The sequence below is a fragment of the Streptomyces katrae genome, assembly GCF_000717655.1.
GTDB lineage: Bacteria > Actinomycetota > Actinomycetes > Streptomycetales > Streptomycetaceae > Streptomyces > Streptomyces katrae_B.
Map to the genome: position 1 here is coordinate 15,958 of NZ_JNZY01000001.1, position 17,038 is coordinate 32,995.

12 protein-coding genes are annotated in these 17,038 nt (G+C 72.6%); 8 read left to right on the plus strand and 4 right to left on the minus strand.

Translation table 11 applies throughout. The features are described 5' to 3' along the window. Positions 1-30 precede the first annotated feature (30 nt). Both IF09_RS0100080 and pcrA read left to right on the plus strand, forming a co-directional pair. Complete coding sequence (locus tag IF09_RS0100080) at positions 31-378, plus strand: ArsR/SmtB family transcription factor (protein WP_030290599.1); 348 nt, start codon at positions 31-33, stop codon at positions 376-378. Continuing rightward, entirely contained in the window at positions 362-2,854 is a 2,493-nt protein-coding gene (gene pcrA / locus IF09_RS0100085) for a DNA helicase PcrA (protein WP_030290601.1), read from the plus strand. Before IF09_RS0100080 ends, pcrA begins: the two co-directional genes overlap by 17 nt. Before the next feature lie 94 nt (positions 2,855-2,948). Here pcrA and IF09_RS0100090 read toward each other — a convergent pair whose 3' ends face one another. Both IF09_RS0100090 and IF09_RS0100095 read right to left on the minus strand, forming a co-directional pair. Continuing rightward, complete coding sequence (locus tag IF09_RS0100090; RefSeq protein WP_030290602.1) at positions 2,949-4,541, minus strand: M23 family metallopeptidase; 1,593 nt, start codon at positions 4,539-4,541, stop codon at positions 2,949-2,951. Between the two features lie 221 nt (positions 4,542-4,762). After that, on the minus strand, positions 4,763-5,548 hold the full coding sequence (locus IF09_RS0100095) for an esterase/lipase family protein (protein WP_030290604.1): 786 nt from the start codon (positions 5,546-5,548) through the stop codon (positions 4,763-4,765). A gap of 223 nt (positions 5,549-5,771) precedes the next feature. Between IF09_RS0100095 and IF09_RS0100100 the strand changes: the two genes are divergently transcribed. Beyond that, positions 5,772-6,176 (plus strand): cobalamin B12-binding domain-containing protein, encoded by a 405-nt coding sequence (locus IF09_RS0100100; protein ID WP_030290606.1) that lies wholly within the window; start codon positions 5,772-5,774, stop codon positions 6,174-6,176. 63 nt (positions 6,177-6,239) lie between these two features. Here the strand turns inward: IF09_RS0100100 and IF09_RS0100105 are convergent, their stop codons facing one another. After that, entirely contained in the window at positions 6,240-7,856 is a 1,617-nt protein-coding gene (locus IF09_RS0100105) for a DUF5691 domain-containing protein (protein ID WP_037633559.1), read from the minus strand. A gap of 188 nt (positions 7,857-8,044) precedes the next feature. Next, positions 8,045-9,385, minus strand: a complete 1,341-nt coding sequence (locus tag IF09_RS0100110) for an SWIM zinc finger family protein (protein ID WP_030290610.1) — start codon at positions 9,383-9,385, stop codon at positions 8,045-8,047. A gap of 134 nt (positions 9,386-9,519) precedes the next feature. On the opposite strand from IF09_RS0100110, the gene IF09_RS0100115 reads away from it, so the two are divergent. From IF09_RS0100115 to sucD, 5 genes are all read left to right on the plus strand, one after another. Further along, positions 9,520-10,626: an ATP-binding protein gene (locus tag IF09_RS0100115; protein WP_030290612.1), complete on the plus strand. Its 1,107-nt coding sequence runs from the start codon at positions 9,520-9,522 to the stop codon at positions 10,624-10,626. Then, complete coding sequence (locus IF09_RS0100120; RefSeq protein WP_037633563.1) at positions 10,623-12,884, plus strand: DUF5682 family protein; 2,262 nt, start codon at positions 10,623-10,625, stop codon at positions 12,882-12,884. The genes IF09_RS0100115 and IF09_RS0100120 overlap by 4 nt, the downstream gene beginning before the upstream one ends. Positions 12,885-13,494: 610 nt before the next feature. Further along, a complete protein-coding gene (locus IF09_RS0100125; protein WP_051831963.1) occupies positions 13,495-14,649 on the plus strand; it encodes a VWA domain-containing protein in 1,155 nt (384 codons plus the stop codon). A gap of 282 nt (positions 14,650-14,931) precedes the next feature. Beyond that, positions 14,932-16,110: an ADP-forming succinate--CoA ligase subunit beta gene (sucC, locus tag IF09_RS0100130; protein WP_030290619.1), complete on the plus strand. Its 1,179-nt coding sequence runs from the start codon at positions 14,932-14,934 to the stop codon at positions 16,108-16,110. A gap of 21 nt (positions 16,111-16,131) precedes the next feature. Beyond that, positions 16,132-17,019 (plus strand): succinate--CoA ligase subunit alpha, encoded by an 888-nt coding sequence (gene sucD, locus IF09_RS0100135; protein WP_030290624.1) that lies wholly within the window; start codon positions 16,132-16,134, stop codon positions 17,017-17,019. Positions 17,020-17,038: the final 19 nt, after the last annotated feature.

Sequence of the window (17,038 nt, forward strand, 5' to 3'; positions counted from 1 at the left end):
GTCCGTACGAGATCTGCGTACAGTGGCGGCATGCCTGCCGCCGCCGAGCCGACCCACCCCCGCGTCGAGGACCTCGACCTGGCCGAGGTGCTCGCGGCCCTCGGGCATCCCGCCCGCCTCGAGATCGTCCGCAAGCTCGCCTCCGGCGAGGAGATGTCCTGCGGCGAGGTGGTGCCGGACCTGCCCAGGTCCAGCGTCACGCACCACCTCAAGACGCTCCGCGAGGGCGGGTTGATCCGCCGGCGCCCGCAGGGCCGCAGGCTCTGCCTCACGCTGCGCAGGGACGACCTCGAGCTGCGTTTCCCCGGTCTGCTGGAACTCGTACTGGCGTGTCGGTCCCGCCCTCTAGACTCGGAAAGCGATGAGCAGCCTCTTTGACGACAGTTTCCTGGCGGACCTCACCCCCTCCGACGAGGTCCCTCCGCCGCCCGAGGAGCACGCCGCCCCGGAGACGGGAGCGGACGATCTCTTCGGGGGCCGCTTCGATGCGCCCATGAGCGGGGACGCGTACTACCGGGACGGCTCCCCGAAGCCCGTCATCGACCCCGCGACCCTCCTGCACGGCCTGAACGAGCAGCAGGCCGCGGCCGTCGTGCACGCCGGCTCCCCGCTGCTCATCGTGGCCGGCGCCGGCTCCGGCAAGACCCGTGTGCTGACCCACCGCATCGGCCACCTCCTGGCCGCGCGGAACGTCCACCCGGGCCAGATCCTGGCGATCACCTTCACCAACAAGGCCGCCGGCGAGATGAAGGAGCGCGTCGAGGGCCTGGTCGGCCCGCGCGCCAACGCCATGTGGGTGTCCACCTTCCACAGCGCGTGCGTGCGCATCCTGCGCCGCGAGTCGAAGCGGCTCGGCTTCACCTCGTCGTTCTCGATCTACGACGCGGCCGACTCGAAGCGCCTGATGGCGCTCGTCTGCCGCGACCTGGACCTGGACCCGAAGAAGTTCCCGCCCAAGGCCTTCAACGCCAAGATCTCGAACCTCAAGAACGAGCTCATCGACGAGGACGCCTTCGCCGGCCAGGCCGCCGACGGCTTCGAGAAGACGCTCGCCCAGGCGTACGTGATGTACCAGGGGCGGCTGCGCGAGGCCAACGCGCTCGACTTCGACGACATCATCATGACCACGGTGCACCTGCTCCAGGCGTTCCCGGACGTCGCCGAGCACTACCGGCGGCGCTTCCGGCACGTCCTGGTGGACGAGTACCAGGACACCAACCACGCCCAGTACACACTGGTGCGCGAGCTCGTCGGCACCGGCTATCCGGACCTGCCGCCGGCCGAGCTGTGCGTGGTGGGTGACGCCGACCAGTCGATCTACGCCTTCCGCGGTGCGACCATCCGCAACATCCTCCAGTTCGAGGAGGACTACAAGGACGCGACGACGATCCTGCTGGAGCAGAACTACCGCTCCACGCAGACGATCCTCTCCGCCGCCAACGCGGTCATCGAGCGCAACGAGAACCGCCGCGCCAAGAACCTGTGGACCCAGGCCGGCACCGGCGCGGTCATCACCGGCTACGTCGCGGACACCGAGCACGACGAGGCGCAGTTCGTCGCCGACGAGATCGACCGGCTGACGGACGCGGGCGACGCCAAGGCGGGCGACGTGGCGATCTTCTACCGGACGAACGCGCAGTCGCGCGTGTTCGAGGAGATCTTCATCCGCGTCGGACTCCCGTACAAGGTCGTCGGCGGCGTCCGCTTCTACGAGCGCAAGGAGGTCCGGGACGTCCTCGCGTACCTGCGCGTCCTGGCGAACCCGGAGGACAACGTCCCGCTGCGCCGGATCCTGAACGTGCCGAAGCGCGGTATCGGCGAGCGCGCCGAAGCGATGATCGACGCGCTCGCGATGCGAGAGAAGATCACCTTCCCGCAGGCGCTGCGGCGCGTGGACGAGGCGTTCGGCATGGCCGCCCGCTCGACCAACGCGGTGAAGCGGTTCAACGTGCTGATGGAGGAGCTCCGCACGATCGTCGACTCGGGCGCGGGCCCGGCGGTGGTCCTGGAAGCGGTGCTGGAGCGTACGGGCTACCTCGCCGAGCTGCAGGCCTCGACCGACCCGCAGGACGAGACGCGCATCGAGAACCTCCAGGAACTCGCGGCCGTGGCCCTGGAGTTCGAGCAGGCCCGAGGAGAAGACAACCCGGGTACGCTCGCGGAGTTCCTGGAGCAGGTCGCGCTCGTCGCCGACTCCGACCAGATCCCGGACGAGGACGAGGACGGCTCGGGCGTCATCACGCTGATGACCCTGCACACCGCCAAGGGCCTCGAGTTCCCGGTGGTCTTCCTGACCGGCATGGAGGACGGGGTCTTCCCGCACATGCGGGCGCTGGGCCAGACCAAGGAGCTGGAGGAGGAGCGCCGCCTCGCGTACGTCGGCATCACGCGGGCGCGCGAGCGGCTGTACCTGACCCGCTCCAGCATGCGCAGCGCGTGGGGCACCCCCTCGTACAACCCGCCGTCGCGGTTCCTCGAGGAGATCCCGGCGGAGTACCTGCAGTGGAAGCGCACGGGCGCCGCGCAGAAGCCGGCCGGGCCGATGCGGAGTCCGGGCTCGGGATACGGCTCGTCCGGGACGGGGGGCGGGAAGGCCACGTTCGGCACCTCGCCGGAGGCGTTCCTGTCCTCGTCGCGCACGAAGTCGGGGCCGTCCGGGTTCGCGACGCGCCGGGCCGCCGACAAGCCGGTCATCGCGCTGGCCGTCGGGGACCGGGTCACGCACGACCAGTTCGGGCTGGGCACGGTCATGGAGGTCCGGGGCGCCGGCGCGGATGCGCAGGCCACCGTCGACTTCGGGGACGACAAGCCGAAGCGCCTGCTGCTGCGCTACGCGCCGGTGCAGAAGCTGTAACGGGGAGAAGGGGGCCGGGGGATGATGGTTCCCCGGCCTGTCGGCCTGTCGGCCTGTCGGCCTGTCGGCCTGTCGGGCTGTCGGGCTGTCGGGCTCAGGTCGGGTCCAGGCCGTGGCTGCGGAGCCAGGGCAGGGGGTCGATCGCCGAGCCGCCGCCGGGCCGAACCTCGAAGTGGAGGTGCGGGCCGGTGGAGTTGCCGGAGTTGCCCGAGTAGGCGATGACGTCGCCCGCCTTGACCTTGCCGGACCGGATCTTGGTGCTGCTGAGGTGGCAGTACCAGGTCTCGGTGCCGTCGGGCGAGGTCACTATGGCCATGTTGCCGTAGGCGCTGTTCCACTGGGTGCGCACGGTGCCGTCGGTGGCGGCCATGACCGGGGTGCCGTAGGAGACCGGGAAGTCGATGCCGGTGTGCACGGACATCCACATGCCGCCGGCCTGGCCGAAGCTGGCGCTGAGGCCGTGCTGTGCGACCGGGATCGCGAACTTGGGGCGGGCCGCCTCCTTGGCCGCCTCCTCCTCCGCCTTCTTCTTCTTTTCCTCTTCCTGGCGCTGGCGCAGGTCGATGCGCTCCTGCGTGCGGCTCGCGCGGTCCGCGAAGTCGCCCGCGTCGGCGCTGAGGGCCGTCAGCTGGGTGTCGAGCTTGCTGTTCGCCGCAACGGGCTTCACCGAGGCCGGGTCGGGCGCGGCCATCGTGGTGGTGTCGTCGGCGGGCTTCTCCGCGGCGGTGAGTCCGCCGACGGAGGCGGCCGCGACACCGGCGACGCCCATCACGCAGGCGGAGGGTACGGCCACGGTCAGCAGGGCGGAACGCTTCACCGGGCTGCGGCGCCGGCTGTTGCCGCCGCTTCCGGACGGGGAAGCGGACGTGGACGCCGACTTGGTCTTCGCTCCGGCGCGGCGCGAGCCGCGCGGAACGGGCGCGGCGGCCGGGGTGACCGGCATGGCCTGGGTGGGCAGGTCGTGCACCGCGGCGGCCGTGAGGTCGGAATCGAGATCGAGATCGAGATCGAGCCCGAAGTCGTGCTCGTGCTCGTGCTCGTGGTCGAGGCCGTGGTCCGGCTCGGGGCCTTCGTTGCCGAGGACCTCGAAGACGGCGGTCTCGCTGTAGACGTCGGCGGCGGGGGCGGCCGGCGTCTCGTAGGCGTAAGCCGCGTCCTGGTGCTGCTGCGGCTGCGCCTCGTGCTGCTGCTGGTACTCGTACTGGTAGTCGTACGAGAAGGTCTGGGTCTGCTGCTCGTGCTGCGGGACGTTGTTCCAGGCGGTGGCGTCGTACGCGCCGGTCTCGGTGCCCGTGGTGCCGTAACCCGGCATCGCCCACTGCCCGGTCTGCCCGCTCTGCGCGGCCTGCCCGGTCTGGTCGTAGCCGAAGGCGGTGGCCTGGTAGTCCGTGCTGCCGGCCGGCTGGTTCCAGGCGTTCGCATCCCACTGTCCGGTGCCGGCGTCCTCGTTGGCGCCGCCCTGGGCGGGGATGGTCGACAGGTAGCCGCCGTCCTGCGGGTAACTGCCCTGCGCGGACCAGGCGGTGGAGTCGTACGCACCGGTCTCGTAGGAGGCGTAAGAGGCGTAGTCGTACCCCTGGCCCTGCGTTTCGTAGGAAACATAGGCCGAGTCACCAGCGAAAGTGGTGTCGGAAAGGCCGTCGTACCCGGAATCGGGGTACAGGCCCGACGAGGGGCGGTCGTTCACCAACTTCTCTTTCGCCTCGGCAGTGGGGGCCTGGGTGGCCAGGGAACTCGAGGTTCCCTGGGGAGAGCAGTGGCGTGACTGTACCCGGCGGTTACTGGCAACGACAATCTTCGAGGGGTCCCGAGCTTTCCGGAACCGGGCATTCGGCCGCCTTTCGGTCGCGGCAAGGCCGAGCCTTGGCCTTGAGTTCGAAATCCGTTCGAATCCGGATGGGTTGGTGTTCACGCGACGGAGGCGGCGTCTCCCAGGCTTTCGGCGGCGGCCGGACGGGGCCCGTCGAGCGCGCGCCGGACCTCTGCCGTCACGGCGGGATGGGCGGGGAGGGCGAGGTGTCCGATGCCGGTGACCTGCACGTTCTCCACGAGAAGATCCGGATGTTCGATGCGGGCCGTCTCGGTCGGATCCATCAGCTCGTCGAACTCGCTCCAGAACGCGACGTATCGGGTCCGGCAGCCGGGCGCGGGTGCCCGCAGTTCGGCCATCACCTCGGAATCAGGGCGCACTTGCCGGATCAGCGGGTGGGCGTCCATGAACGGAGCGATCCGCGTACCGGAATGCGGGGTGCCGAGCGTGACGAGCGTGCGGACGCGGGCGTCGCCGCCGAGGCACTGGACGTAGTACCGCCCGACCAGCCCGCCCAGGCTGTGCCCGACCAGGTCCACCTGCTCCTGCCCCGTGCGCTCGCACAGCTCCTCGACGCGCCGGGCGAGGTGGCGGGCGGTGACGCGCAGGTCGCGGGTGAAGGGGGAGTAGTTGTACGTCTCCACCTGCCGCCGTCCGCCCGCGGCGAGGGTGCGGCGCAGCAGGACGAAGACGGACCGGTTGTCGGTGAACCCGTGCAGCAGGAGTGCGGGCGTCTGCCCGAGGTGTTTTCCGCCGGTTCCGGCGGGCTTCTCCTGGCGTATCCCGGTCGGGTAGAGGAGCAGATGGCCGCCCAGGACCACCGCCTCCAGCACGCCGGCGCGCAGCGCGGCACCGGACACGGATACGGGTATGGACACCCCCATCGACGGCCCCCCCTCAGCCTTGTGGGACTGCGCCTCTCGGGTCTGCGGCCGGCCGCGCCACCGTGCCGTGCGGCTGTCGGTACGGTGGCGCGGCGCCTCCGGTGCGGCTCCCCTGGCGGTGAATCAACGCCGTCCCACGTGTGATTTCCCCCTCGTGGTTGACCGTGAAACGGGGGTGTGCGCGATGCTGTACTTAACGTTCGTTCACTCGGGAGGCAGTGCGATGGGTGTGACCGGTCCGATCCGTGTGGTGGTGGCCAAGCCGGGTCTCGACGGCCACGACCGCGGGGCCAAAGTGATCGCGCGTGCGCTGCGGGACTCGGGCATGGAGGTCATCTACACCGGCCTCCACCAGACCCCCGAGCAGATCGTGGACACCGCCATCCAGGAGGACGCCGACGCGATCGGCCTCTCGATCCTCTCCGGCGCCCACAACACGCTGTTCGCGCGCGTCCTCGAACTCCTCAAGGAGCGCGACGCGGAGGACATCAAGGTCTTCGGCGGCGGCATCATCCCGGACGACGACATCGCCCCCCTGAAGGAAAAGGGCGTGGCCGAAATCTTCACCCCGGGCGCAACGACGACGGCGATCGTGGACTGGGTCCGCGCCAACGTCCGTACCGCGTAGCCGCCGGGCCACCGCTGCGCGGATTCGACGCTGCGCAGCGGACCCCTCGGGGCGTCCTGTGGGTCAGGGCCACGGGGTCAGCTCCGCGAGCATCGTGGCGCGTAGGCGCAGTGTGGCGACCAGGCGCTGGAAGGCCTCCGACCAGTACGCCGCCGCGCCCGGGGAGGTGTCCGGCGGGCCGTCCGACGCCGTCGCCAGGGACTCCAGGTGGTCGGCCGCCGCGGGATCCAGGCAGCGCTCCGCCAGGCCCATCACCCCGCTGAAGCTCCACGGGTAGCTGCCCGCCTCCCGCGCGGCGTCCAGCGCGTCCACCACGGCCCGGCCCAGCGTCCCCGCCCAGGGCACCATGCACACGCCGAGCAGCTGGAAGGCCTCCGAGAGGCCGTGGGCCCGTATGAACTCCGCGACCCACTCCGCCCGTTCCCCCTCCGGCAGGATCGACAGCAGCTTCGCCCGCTCCGCGAGCGACGCCGTGCCGGGAGCCGTCGCGGGCGGCGCCGACGCCGCGCCGAGCAGGGCCTTCGACCAGTCCGGATCACGCTGGCGCACCGCCGCCCGGCACCACGCCGCATGCAGCTCCTCCCGCCAGCTCTCGCCCTCGGCCACCGGCAGCGCCACGATCTCCGCCGGGACGAGCCCGCCGAACCGCTCCCGCCAGCAGGACAGCGGCGCCGCCTCCACCAGCTGGCCCAGCCACCAGGCCCGCTCCCCGCGCCCGGCCGGCGGCCGTCCGACCACCCCGTCCCGGAGCATCCCCGCATCGCACTCGGCCGGTGGAGTCACCCCCTCCGGCCCCACGCAGGCCAGCGCCCGCTCCGCCATCCGCCCGGCCAGCGCGGACTCCGGCAGCGCGGACAGCAGCTCGGCTGCCGTCGCCCGGACGTTGCGGCTCCGGTCACCCAGGGCCGCCTCCAGGAACGGCTCGTCCGCCGCCGTCAGCCCCACCCGCAGCGAATCGAGGAACATCAGCCGGTCCTCGGCCCGTTCCGTGGCCCAGGTCGTCGACAGCAGCCGCGTCGCCGCCGCCGCCTCATGTGCCCGTACGGTCCCCAGCAGGGCCACGCGCTCCGCGAACAGCCCCTCCTGCCAGAGCCGTTCCACCCCGGCCCGGTCCTCGGGTCCGGGCAGTTCCCCGGCACCGCCCGCCCCGCCGCGCAGGGCGAACCGCCAGTCCGGGTTCAGCCGGGCCAGCCACAGCCCCCGCGCCCCGGCCAGGGCCAGCGCCTGCGGGCGCAGGTCCGTACGGGCCCGGGCCGCGTCCAGCAGGGCCGGCACCAGCGCGTGCGGCGCCCGGTAGCCGTGCCGTCCGGCGGCGGCCAGCCACTGCGGCAGCAGCTCCGTCAGATCCGGGGCCGCCCCGCGCCGCCCGCCCCCGCTGCCCGCGCCGGTCCGGCCGGCCAGCAGCTGGGCGAGCCGCCGCCGGGCCGGCTCCGGCGGAGCCGGGCGCGGATCCAGCGGCGCGGGACCGGGCCGCGGACCCGCCTCGGCGGGCCGCAGCCCGGCCCGGCGCCGTACGGTCTGCACGGCCGCCGCATCGAGCAGCGCCGCCGGATTTCCTTGCCGCCGCCCGGTCCCCAACAGCGCGGCCCCGACCAGCTCCTCCCACTCCCCGTAACCCGCGTCCGCGGTCGTGTTGCCCGTAGTCGTAGCCGTGCCCGTGGTCGTCCCCGTCGTGGTCACCGCGCCCCTCCCTCTCGTCGTGCAGTGCTCCGGTCCCGCCCCCTCCGCGGGACCGGAGCAGCTTTCGTGCCCCGTCTTGCGACCCTTCAGCTTGCGTGGTTGTCGTTCACAAAAGCCCCCCGGCTTCATCGTTCATGCACGTCAGCGCCCCCGCGCCAACGTTCCCTCCCTACAAGGGCCCCGGCCCTTCACCCCAACGCGACCGGTTCCGGGCAGCCCGGATGCCACGCCGTCAGGGGAGTGAATCCGCGGTGTCCGCATTCGCCGAACACCGTGACCGGGCCGCCGCCCGAGAGCGCGGCCAGCTGCCACAGGCCGGACCGCGATCCGCCGCCGGGGAGTGCGACCGGCAGCGCGGAGTTGCCCTCCGCGTCCGCCAGCTGCCAGCCCAGTTCCCCCGGTATCGGGATCACCGGACCCAGCACCACCGGCCACGAGTCGAGCCACGGGTCTTCCCGCAGCGCCGCTCCGTACGCCTCCAGTGCCTCCCCTGTACCGACCCCGGCCGGGATCCGATCGCACGGCGCGGCCGCCGCGGACCTCTCCCCGAGATCCGCCCGCAGCCCCGCCGAACCGGGCCGGAAGCGAGCCTCCGCCTCCAGCACCAGCCCCACGGGCAGTGCCAGTCCCGGAGGCCGCCCGGGCGGACCGAAGTCCAGTACCAGGGCCGGGCGCCCGCTCCCCAGCCCGCGCAGCCAAGTCCGCCGGGTGGTGAGCCGGCCGTCCGGCGACACCGAGTCGTACTGGGACAGCACCAGCCAGCGGTCCCGTACGACCTCCCCCTCCGCGGCGGTACCCGGAAGCCCCACCCTGCTCCGGACCGTCGCGGCGAGCGGCTCCGGCAGGCCTGCCAACCCGAGCCAACCCCGGTTCAGCAGGTGCAGCAGCGCGCCCTCCTCCAGCATCCGGGCGGGCCATCCGGGACCGCAACTGGGTATCGTCCCCAACTCCCGGACCCGGGCCGCCAGTCCGGGCGCCTGGGCATCGACCATCCGGGCGGCCGTCTCCTCCCAGGGCGCGTACCCCGCCTGCTGCTGGCCGGCCAGGCCCCCGCGCAGCACGTCCTCGAGCCGCTGCTCCAGCTCGCCGACGCCCGCACTGATCCGGGCCGCCCTCCGTTCGGCCCGGCGCTTCGCCGCCTCCTCGTCCACCGGTCTGCCCGCCGCAGCCGCGGGACGCCCGGCCTTCGCCATCCGCTCGGCCAGCCACCCGGCGGCCCAGTCCGGCGCCTCGCCGGGCTCGCCGAACCCCTCCGCCGCCCAGAGCAGCAGCAGCCCGAGCGCGTGCTTGCACGGGAACTTCCGGCTCGGGCAGGAGCACTTGTAAGCGGGCCCCGCCAGGTCCACGACCGTCCGGTACGGCGTGCTGCCGCTGCCCTTGCACACCCCCCACAGTGAACCGGAAGCGGAATCTCCGGTCTGTGACCACGGACCCGCCCCGCCCAGCCTGGCCCCCGCCTTGCGTGATGCCTCGTCAGGAGCCAGGGCCAGTACCTGTTCCGCCGTCCAGCGGACCGCCTGCTCAGTCATGTGTCCCACCGTAGAGACCCCCACTGACAATCGCTCTGACCTGCAACGACCGTGTGAGCGAGGGGCGTTGTCAGTGGTGTGGTGCACGGTTGTTCCAGCAGTCGGGAGCGGCTGCCGAGCATTGGAGGGGGACCATGACCATGCCCGGGAACGGCCAGGGCGCCGAGGCGCTGCGACCGCACGCCGAAGACGCCTTCGCGGAAGAACTGAAAGCCCTCGCGGCCGCCGACGACCGGCCCCGCCCGACGCGCTGGAAGCTCTCCCCGTGGGCCGTCGCGACGTACCTCCTCGGCGGCACCCTCGACGACGGCACGGTCATCGCGCCCAAGTACGTCGGCCCGCGCCGCATCGTCGAGGTCGCCGTCACCACCCTCGCCACCGACCGCGCCCTGCTCCTGCTCGGCGTCCCCGGCACGGCCAAGACGTGGGTGTCCGAGCACCTGGCCGCCGCCGTCAGCGGGGACTCCACCCTCCTCGTCCAGGGCACCGCCGGCACCCCCGAGGAGGCGATCCGGTACGGCTGGAACTACGCCCGCCTCCTCGCCCAGGGGCCCAGCCGCGAAGCCCTCGTACCGAGCCCCGTCATGCGGGCCATGGCCGAGGGCATGACCGCCCGCGTCGAGGAGCTCACGCGCATCCCGGCCGACGTCCAGGACACCCTCATCACCGTCCTGTCGGAGAAGACGCTGCCCATACCGGAGCTCGGCCAGGAGGTGCAGGCCGTGCGCGGCTTCAACCTCATCGCCACCGCCAACGACCGTGACCGCGGGGTCAACGAGCTCTCCAGCGCGCTGCGCCGCCGCTTCAACACCGTCGTGCTGCCGCTGCCCGCCACCGCCGACGCCGAGGTGGACATCGTCGCCCGCCGCGTCGACCAGATGGGCCGCGCCCTCGACCTGCCGGCCGTGCCCGAGGGCCTGGAGGAGATCCGCCGCGTCGTCACCGTCTTCCGCGAGCTGCGCGACGGGGTCACCGGCGACGGCCGTACGAAGGTGAAGTCGCCGAGCGGGACCCTGTCCACCGCGGAGGCCATATCGGTCGTCACCGGCGGCCTGGCCCTGGCGGCCCACTTCGGGGACGGAGTCCTGCGCCCGTCCGACGTGGCCGCCGGGATCCTCGGCGCCGTCGTCCGGGACCCGGCCGCCGACAAGATCGTCTGGCAGGAGTACCTCGAGGCCGTGGTGCGCGAGCGGGACGGCTGGAAGGACTTCTACCGCGCCTGCCGGGAGGTGACGGCATGAACGGTGCGAGCAGCCCGGCCGCCGGGCGGCGGGGGCCGCTGCTGCTGGGCGTACGGCACCACGGCCCCGGCTCGGCCCGCGCGGTGCGGGCCGCCCTCGAGGCGGCCCGACCGGCGGCCGTGCTGATCGAGGGCCCGCCGGAGGGGGACGCGCTGCTGGCGCTGGCCGCCGACCCGGGGATGCGGCCGCCCGTCGCCCTGCTCGCGCACGCCGCCGACGATCCGGGCAGGGCTGCGTTCTGGCCGCTGGCCGCGTTCTCGCCGGAGTGGGTCGCCATCCGCTGGGCGCAGGAGCAGGAGGTACCGGTTCCGGTGCGGTTCATCGACCTCCCGGCCGCGCACACGCTGGCGGCGGAGAAGGGAACCGATCCGGACGGGGGCGACTCCGTCCGACCGGATCCGCTGGCGGTGCTCGCCGGGACCGCCGGGTACGACGACCCCGAGCGCTGGTGGGAGGACGTGGTCGAGCACCGGGGCGCCGGCCGGGCGGACCCCCTTGCCGCGTTCGAGGCCCTCGGGGAGGCGATGGGGGCGCTGCGCGAGGCGTACGGGGACGGCGGCCACGCGCGGGACCTGATGCGCGAGGCGTACATGCGGCAGCGGATGCGGGCCGCCCGCCGGGAGTTCGGGGATGCGTACGCCGTGGTGTGCGGGGCCTGGCACGTGCCGGCGCTGCGCGCGAAGACCACGGCCGCCGCGGACAAGGCGCTGCTCACCGGGCTGCCCAAGGTCAAGGTGGAGACCACCTGGGTGCCCTGGACCCACCGGCGGCTCGCCCGGGCCGGCGGGTACGGCGCGGGCATCACCTCGCCCGGCTGGTACGCCCACCTCTTCGCGGCCCGGGACCGGCCCGTCGAGCGGTGGCTGACCAAGGTCGCCGGACTGCTGCGGGAGGAGGACCGGCAGGTCTCCCCGGCGCACGTCATCGAGGCGGTCCGGCTGGCGGGGACGCTGGCCGCGGTGCGGGGGCGGCCGGTGGCCGGGCTGACGGAGACCCTCGAGGCGGTGCGGGCGGTGATGTGCGACGGATCCGAGATACCGCTCGCGCTCGTCGAGGACCGCCTGGTCGTCGGCGACGTGCTCGGTGAAGTCCCGGACGGCGCGCCCGTCGTACCGCTGCAGCGGGACCTGACCCGGCAGCAGCGCTCACTGCGGCTCAAGGCCGAGGCACAGGAGCGTGACCTGGAGCTCGACCTGCGCAAGGACACCGACGCGGCCAAGTCGCTGCTGCTGCACCGGCTGCGGCTGCTCGGCATCGACTGGGGCACGCCGGCCGCCTCGCGGGGGAGCACCGGGACGTTCCGCGAGACGTGGCGGCTTCGGTGGGAGCCGGAGCTGTCGGTGCGGGTCGCCGAGTCCGGGATCTGGGGCACCACCGTCGTGGCGGCCGCCACCGCCAAGGCCGAGGCGGATGCGGCGGGGGCGGCGGAGCTCGGCGAGGTGACGGCGCTGGCCGAGCGGTGCCTGCTCGCCGGACTGTCCGGGGCACTGCCCGCCGTGCTGCGGGCCCTCGCGGACCGGGCGGCGCTGGACACCGACGTGGCGCGGCTGGCCAAGGCCCTGCCGGCGCTGGCCCGTTCACTTCGGTACGGGGACGTACGGGGGACGGACGCGTCGGCGCTGGGCACGGTCGCGGGCGGGCTCGCGGAGCGGATATGCGTGGCGTTGCCGGCCGCGTGCGTGTCGGGTCTGGACGCGGATGCGGCGGCGGAACTGCGGGGGCATGTGGACGGGGTTCACGGCGCGATCGGGCTCCTGGAGGTGGAGGGCCTGCGGGATCGCTGGTCGGCGGTGCTGCGGGCGCTGGCCGGGCGGGACACGGTGCCGGGGGTGATCCGCGGCCGGGCGGCCAGGCTGCTCCTGGACGACGGGCGGCTGCCGGCGCAGGAGACGGCGCGGCTGATGGGGCTCGCGCTGTCCCCGGCGGCGTCGCCGGCGGACGCGGCGGGCTGGATCGACGGCTTCGCGGGGGGCGGGGGCACGCTGCTCGTCCACGACGAGCGGCTGCTGGGGCTGATCGACGCGTGGCTGACGGGGGTGCCGGAGCGGGCCTTCACCGACGTGCTGCCCCTCCTCCGGAGGACGTTCGGGTCGTACGACCCGGCCGTCAAGCGAACGCTGGGCGAGCTGATCCGCCGCGGCCCGTCGGCGAGGGCCGCGCCGTCCCAGGCCCCCGAGGGCTTCGCCCCCACCCTGGACCCCGCCCGCGCGGACGCAGTGCTCCCCGTCCTCCGCCTTCTCCTCCCGACCCCGGGATGACCAAGCTCTCCGGGCCCGGCCCCCGCGTCTCGAACGCCGACGGGGCTGGAATCGGCCGGTGGTGCCGGGGTTCGGGTGCGGCGCGGCTGCGCGAGCGGCCCTGGCTGCGCCGGGCTGCCTGGGGCTCCACCCCGGCCCCCGCGCCTCAAACGCCGGCGGGGCTGCAATGTGCCGGAGGCGCTGAGCTGGCAGTTGGGCTGGATCTGGCCGGGTTGGCCCGGAGAGGGCGGCTTCAGCCTCGCCGGCGATTGAGGCGCGGGTCCGGGCGGAGCTGGCGGGGTGGGGACGGCTCCGCGCAGCGGTGGGGCAGGGCGGGACGCACTACATGGGCGGGTACGGGGCTCTGCTCGCCGGAGGTGGACGGCATCCGCGCCGTCGGACAAGGGCCGGTGGCCGGGACAAGCGGCTTCGGCAGGGCCGGGTGGTCGGGACGGGTGGTGTCGGCAAGGGCCGGGTGGTCGGGACGGGTGGTGTCGGCAAGGGCCGGGTGGTCGGGACGGGTGGTGTCGGCAAGGGCCGGTGTCGGGACGGGTGGTGTCGGCAAGGGCCGGTGTCGGGACGGGTGGCGTCGGCAAAGGCCGGTGGCCGGGACGAGTGGGGGGACGGGTAGATGACCAGTGCTGGGATCTCGGCAGTGGGCGGGGCCGACGCGGAGGCACGTTTGCGGCGGTGGCGGATGGTGCTCGGGGGGGATGGGGACGGGACCGGGTGGGTGCTGGGCGGGCGGGATGTCGGTATGGATGCCGCGCTCTCGGCGCTGTACGGCGGCGCCGGAGGCGGGGAGCGGAGTGGGGGGCTCGGGGGGTCCGCGCCCAATGTGGCGCGCTGGCTCGGGGACATCCGCACGTACTTCCCCAGCTCCGTCGTCCAGGTGATGCAGCGGGACGCCATCGAGCGGCTCGGCCTGGCCTCGCTCCTCCTCGAGCCCGAGATGCTGGAGGCCGTCGAGCCCGACGTCCATCTCGTCGGAACGCTGCTCTCCCTCAACAAGGCCATGCCCGAGACGACCAGGGAGACGGCCCGCGCCGTCGTCCGCAAGGTGGTCGAGCAGCTCGAGAAGCGGCTCGCGTCCCGCACCCGCGCCACCCTCACCGGCGCCCTCGACCGCTCCGCCCGGACGAGCCGCCCCCGGCACGCGGACATCGACTGGGACCGGACCATCCGGGCGAATCTGAAGAACTACCTGCCCGAGTACAAGACCGTCGTCCCCGAGCGGCTCGTCGGGTACGGGCGCGCCGCCCAGGCGGTGAAGAAGGAGGTGATCCTCTGCATCGACCAGTCCGGATCGATGGCGGCCTCCGTCGTCCACGCCTCCGTCTTCGGCGCGGTCCTCGCCTCGATGCGTTCGATCGCGACCCGGCTCGTCGTCTTCGACACCGCCGTCGTGGACCTGACGGATCAGCTCGACGATCCGGTCGACGTCCTGTTCGGCACACAGCTCGGCGGCGGCACCGACATCAACCGCGCGCTCGCCTACTGCCAGTCCAGGATCACCCGTCCCGCCGACACCGTCGTGGTCCTGATCAGTGATCTCCACGAGGGCGGCATACGCAACGAGATGCTGGGCCGAGTGGCGGCCATGAAGGCGGCCGGCGTCGAGTTCGTGGCCCTGCTCGCGCTGTCCGACGAGGGCGCTCCCGCCTACGACCGCGAGCACGCCGCGGCCCTTGCGGCACTGGGTGCCCCGGCCTTCGCCTGCACCCCCGACCTGTTCCCGGAGGTGATGGCCGCGGCCCTGGAGAAGCGCCCCCTGCCCATCCCCTGAACCGCCCCCTGAACGGTCCCCGGCCCGCGCCTCCGCGCCTGGCGGATCGCACGAATTTCCAGCTCAACCGTGAGGGGATCTGTGACAGGTATCACCGCTCAGGTGTGATCTGCGATTTAGGGACCCACGTCCCACGGGGATAACCTGCGGGACGGACATGCCGCGTCCACGGTCACCGTGTGCGCCTCCCTAGTGACAGCGCTGTCACGTTGCCCTCCGCGGCACGCCCACGCAGACAACCGCGAATCACTGCGAATCTTTGAAGACAAGGGACGGACGCGCGTGGACCTGTTCGAGTACCAGGCGAGGGACCTCTTCGCCAAGCACGGTGTACCGGTGCTGGCCGGTGAAGTCATCGACACGCCTGAGGCGGCTCGCGAGGCCACCGAGCGGCTGGGCGGCAAGTCGGTCGTCAAGGCGCAGGTGAAGGTCGGCGGCCGCGGCAAGGCCGGTGGCGTCAAGCTCGCCGCCACCCCGGACGAGGCCGTCGCCCGCGCGACGGACATCCTGGGCATGGACATCAAGGGCCACACGGTCCACAAGGTGATGATCGCCGAGACCGCTCCCGAGATCCTCGAGGAGTACTACGTCTCGTACCTGCTGGACCGCACCAACCGCACCTTCCTGGCCATGGCCTCGGTCGCGGGCGGCATGGACATCGAGCAGGTCGCCGAGGAGACCCCGGAGAAGCTCGCCAAGGTCCCGGTGAACGCCAACGAGGGCGTGACCATCGAGAAGGCCCGCGAGATCGTCGCGCTGGCGCAGTTCCCGGCCGAGGTCGCCGAGAAGGTCGCCGAGGTCCTGGTGACCCTGTGGGCGACCTTCATCGCCGAGGACGCGCTCCTCGTCGAGGTCAACCCGCTCGCGAAGGTCGCCTCCGGCGACGTCATCGCCCTCGACGGCAAGGTCTCGCTCGACGAGAACGCCGAGTTCCGCCAGCCGGGCCACGAGGAGTTCGTGGACCACGCGGCCGCGAACCCGCTCGAGGCCGCGGCCAAGGCGAAGAACCTCAACTACGTCAAGCTCGACGGTGAGGTCGGCATCATCGGCAACGGCGCGGGTCTCGTCATGAGCACCCTCGACGTCGTCGCGTACGCCGGTGAGAACCACGGCGGCGTCAAGCCCGCCAACTTCCTGGACATCGGCGGTGGCGCCTCCGCCGCCGTCATGGCCAACGGTCTCGAGATCATCCTCGGCGACCCGGACGTCAAGTCCGTCTTCGTCAACGTCTTCGGTGGCATCACCGCCTGCGACGAGGTCGCCAACGGCATCGTCCAGGCGCTGGCCCTGCTGGAGGAGAAGGGCGAGGCGGTCACCAAGCCGCTCGTCGTCCGTCTCGACGGCAACAACGCCGAGCTGGGTCGCAAGATCCTCTCGGACGCCAACCACCCGCTGGTGCAGCGCGTGGACACCATGGACGGCGCGGCCGACAAGGCCGCCGAGCTCGCGGCTGCGAAGTAAGGGCAGAGGTCACAGACTCACATGGCTATCTTCCTCAACAAGGACAGCAAGGTCATCGTCCAGGGCATGACCGGTGCCACGGGCATGAAGCACACCAAGCTGATGCTGGCTGACGGCACCAACATCGTCGGTGGCGTGAACCCGCGCAAGGCCGGCACGACCGTCGACTTCGACGGCACCGAGGTCCCGGTCTTCGGCTCCGTCGCCGAGGCGATGGAGAAGACGGGCGCCAACGTCTCCGTCCTCTTCGTCCCGCCGGCCTTCGCCAAGGCCGCCGTCGTCGAGGCCATCGACGCCGAGATCCCGCTGGCCGTCGTCATCACCGAGGGCATCGCGGTGCACGACTCCGCCGCCTTCTGGGCGTACGCGACCGCCAAGGGCAACAAGACCCGGATCATCGGCCCGAACTGCCCGGGTCTGATCACCCCCGGCCAGTCCAACGCCGGCATCATCCCGGGCGACATCACCAAGCCCGGCAAGATCGGTCTCGTGTCGAAGTCCGGCACGCTGACCTACCAGATGATGTACGAGCTCCGTGACATCGGCTTCACCTCCGCCGTCGGCATCGGTGGCGACCCGGTCATCGGCACCACGCACATCGACGCCCTGGAGGCCTTCGAGGCCGACCCGGAGACCGAGCTCATCGTCATGATCGGCGAGATCGGCGGCGACGCCGAGGAGCGTGCGGCGGACTTCATCGCGAAGAACGTTACCAAGCCGGTCGTCGGCTACGTCGCGGGCTTCACCGCCCCCGAGGGCAAGACCATGGGCCACGCCGGCGCCATCGTCTCCGGCTCCTCCGGCACCGCGCAGGCGAAGAAGGAGGCCCTCGAGGCCGCCGGCGTCAAGGTCGGCAAGACGCCGACCGAGACGGCGAAGCTCGCGCGCGAGATCCTGAACGCCAAGTAGTCGTACGTCACGGCCGACC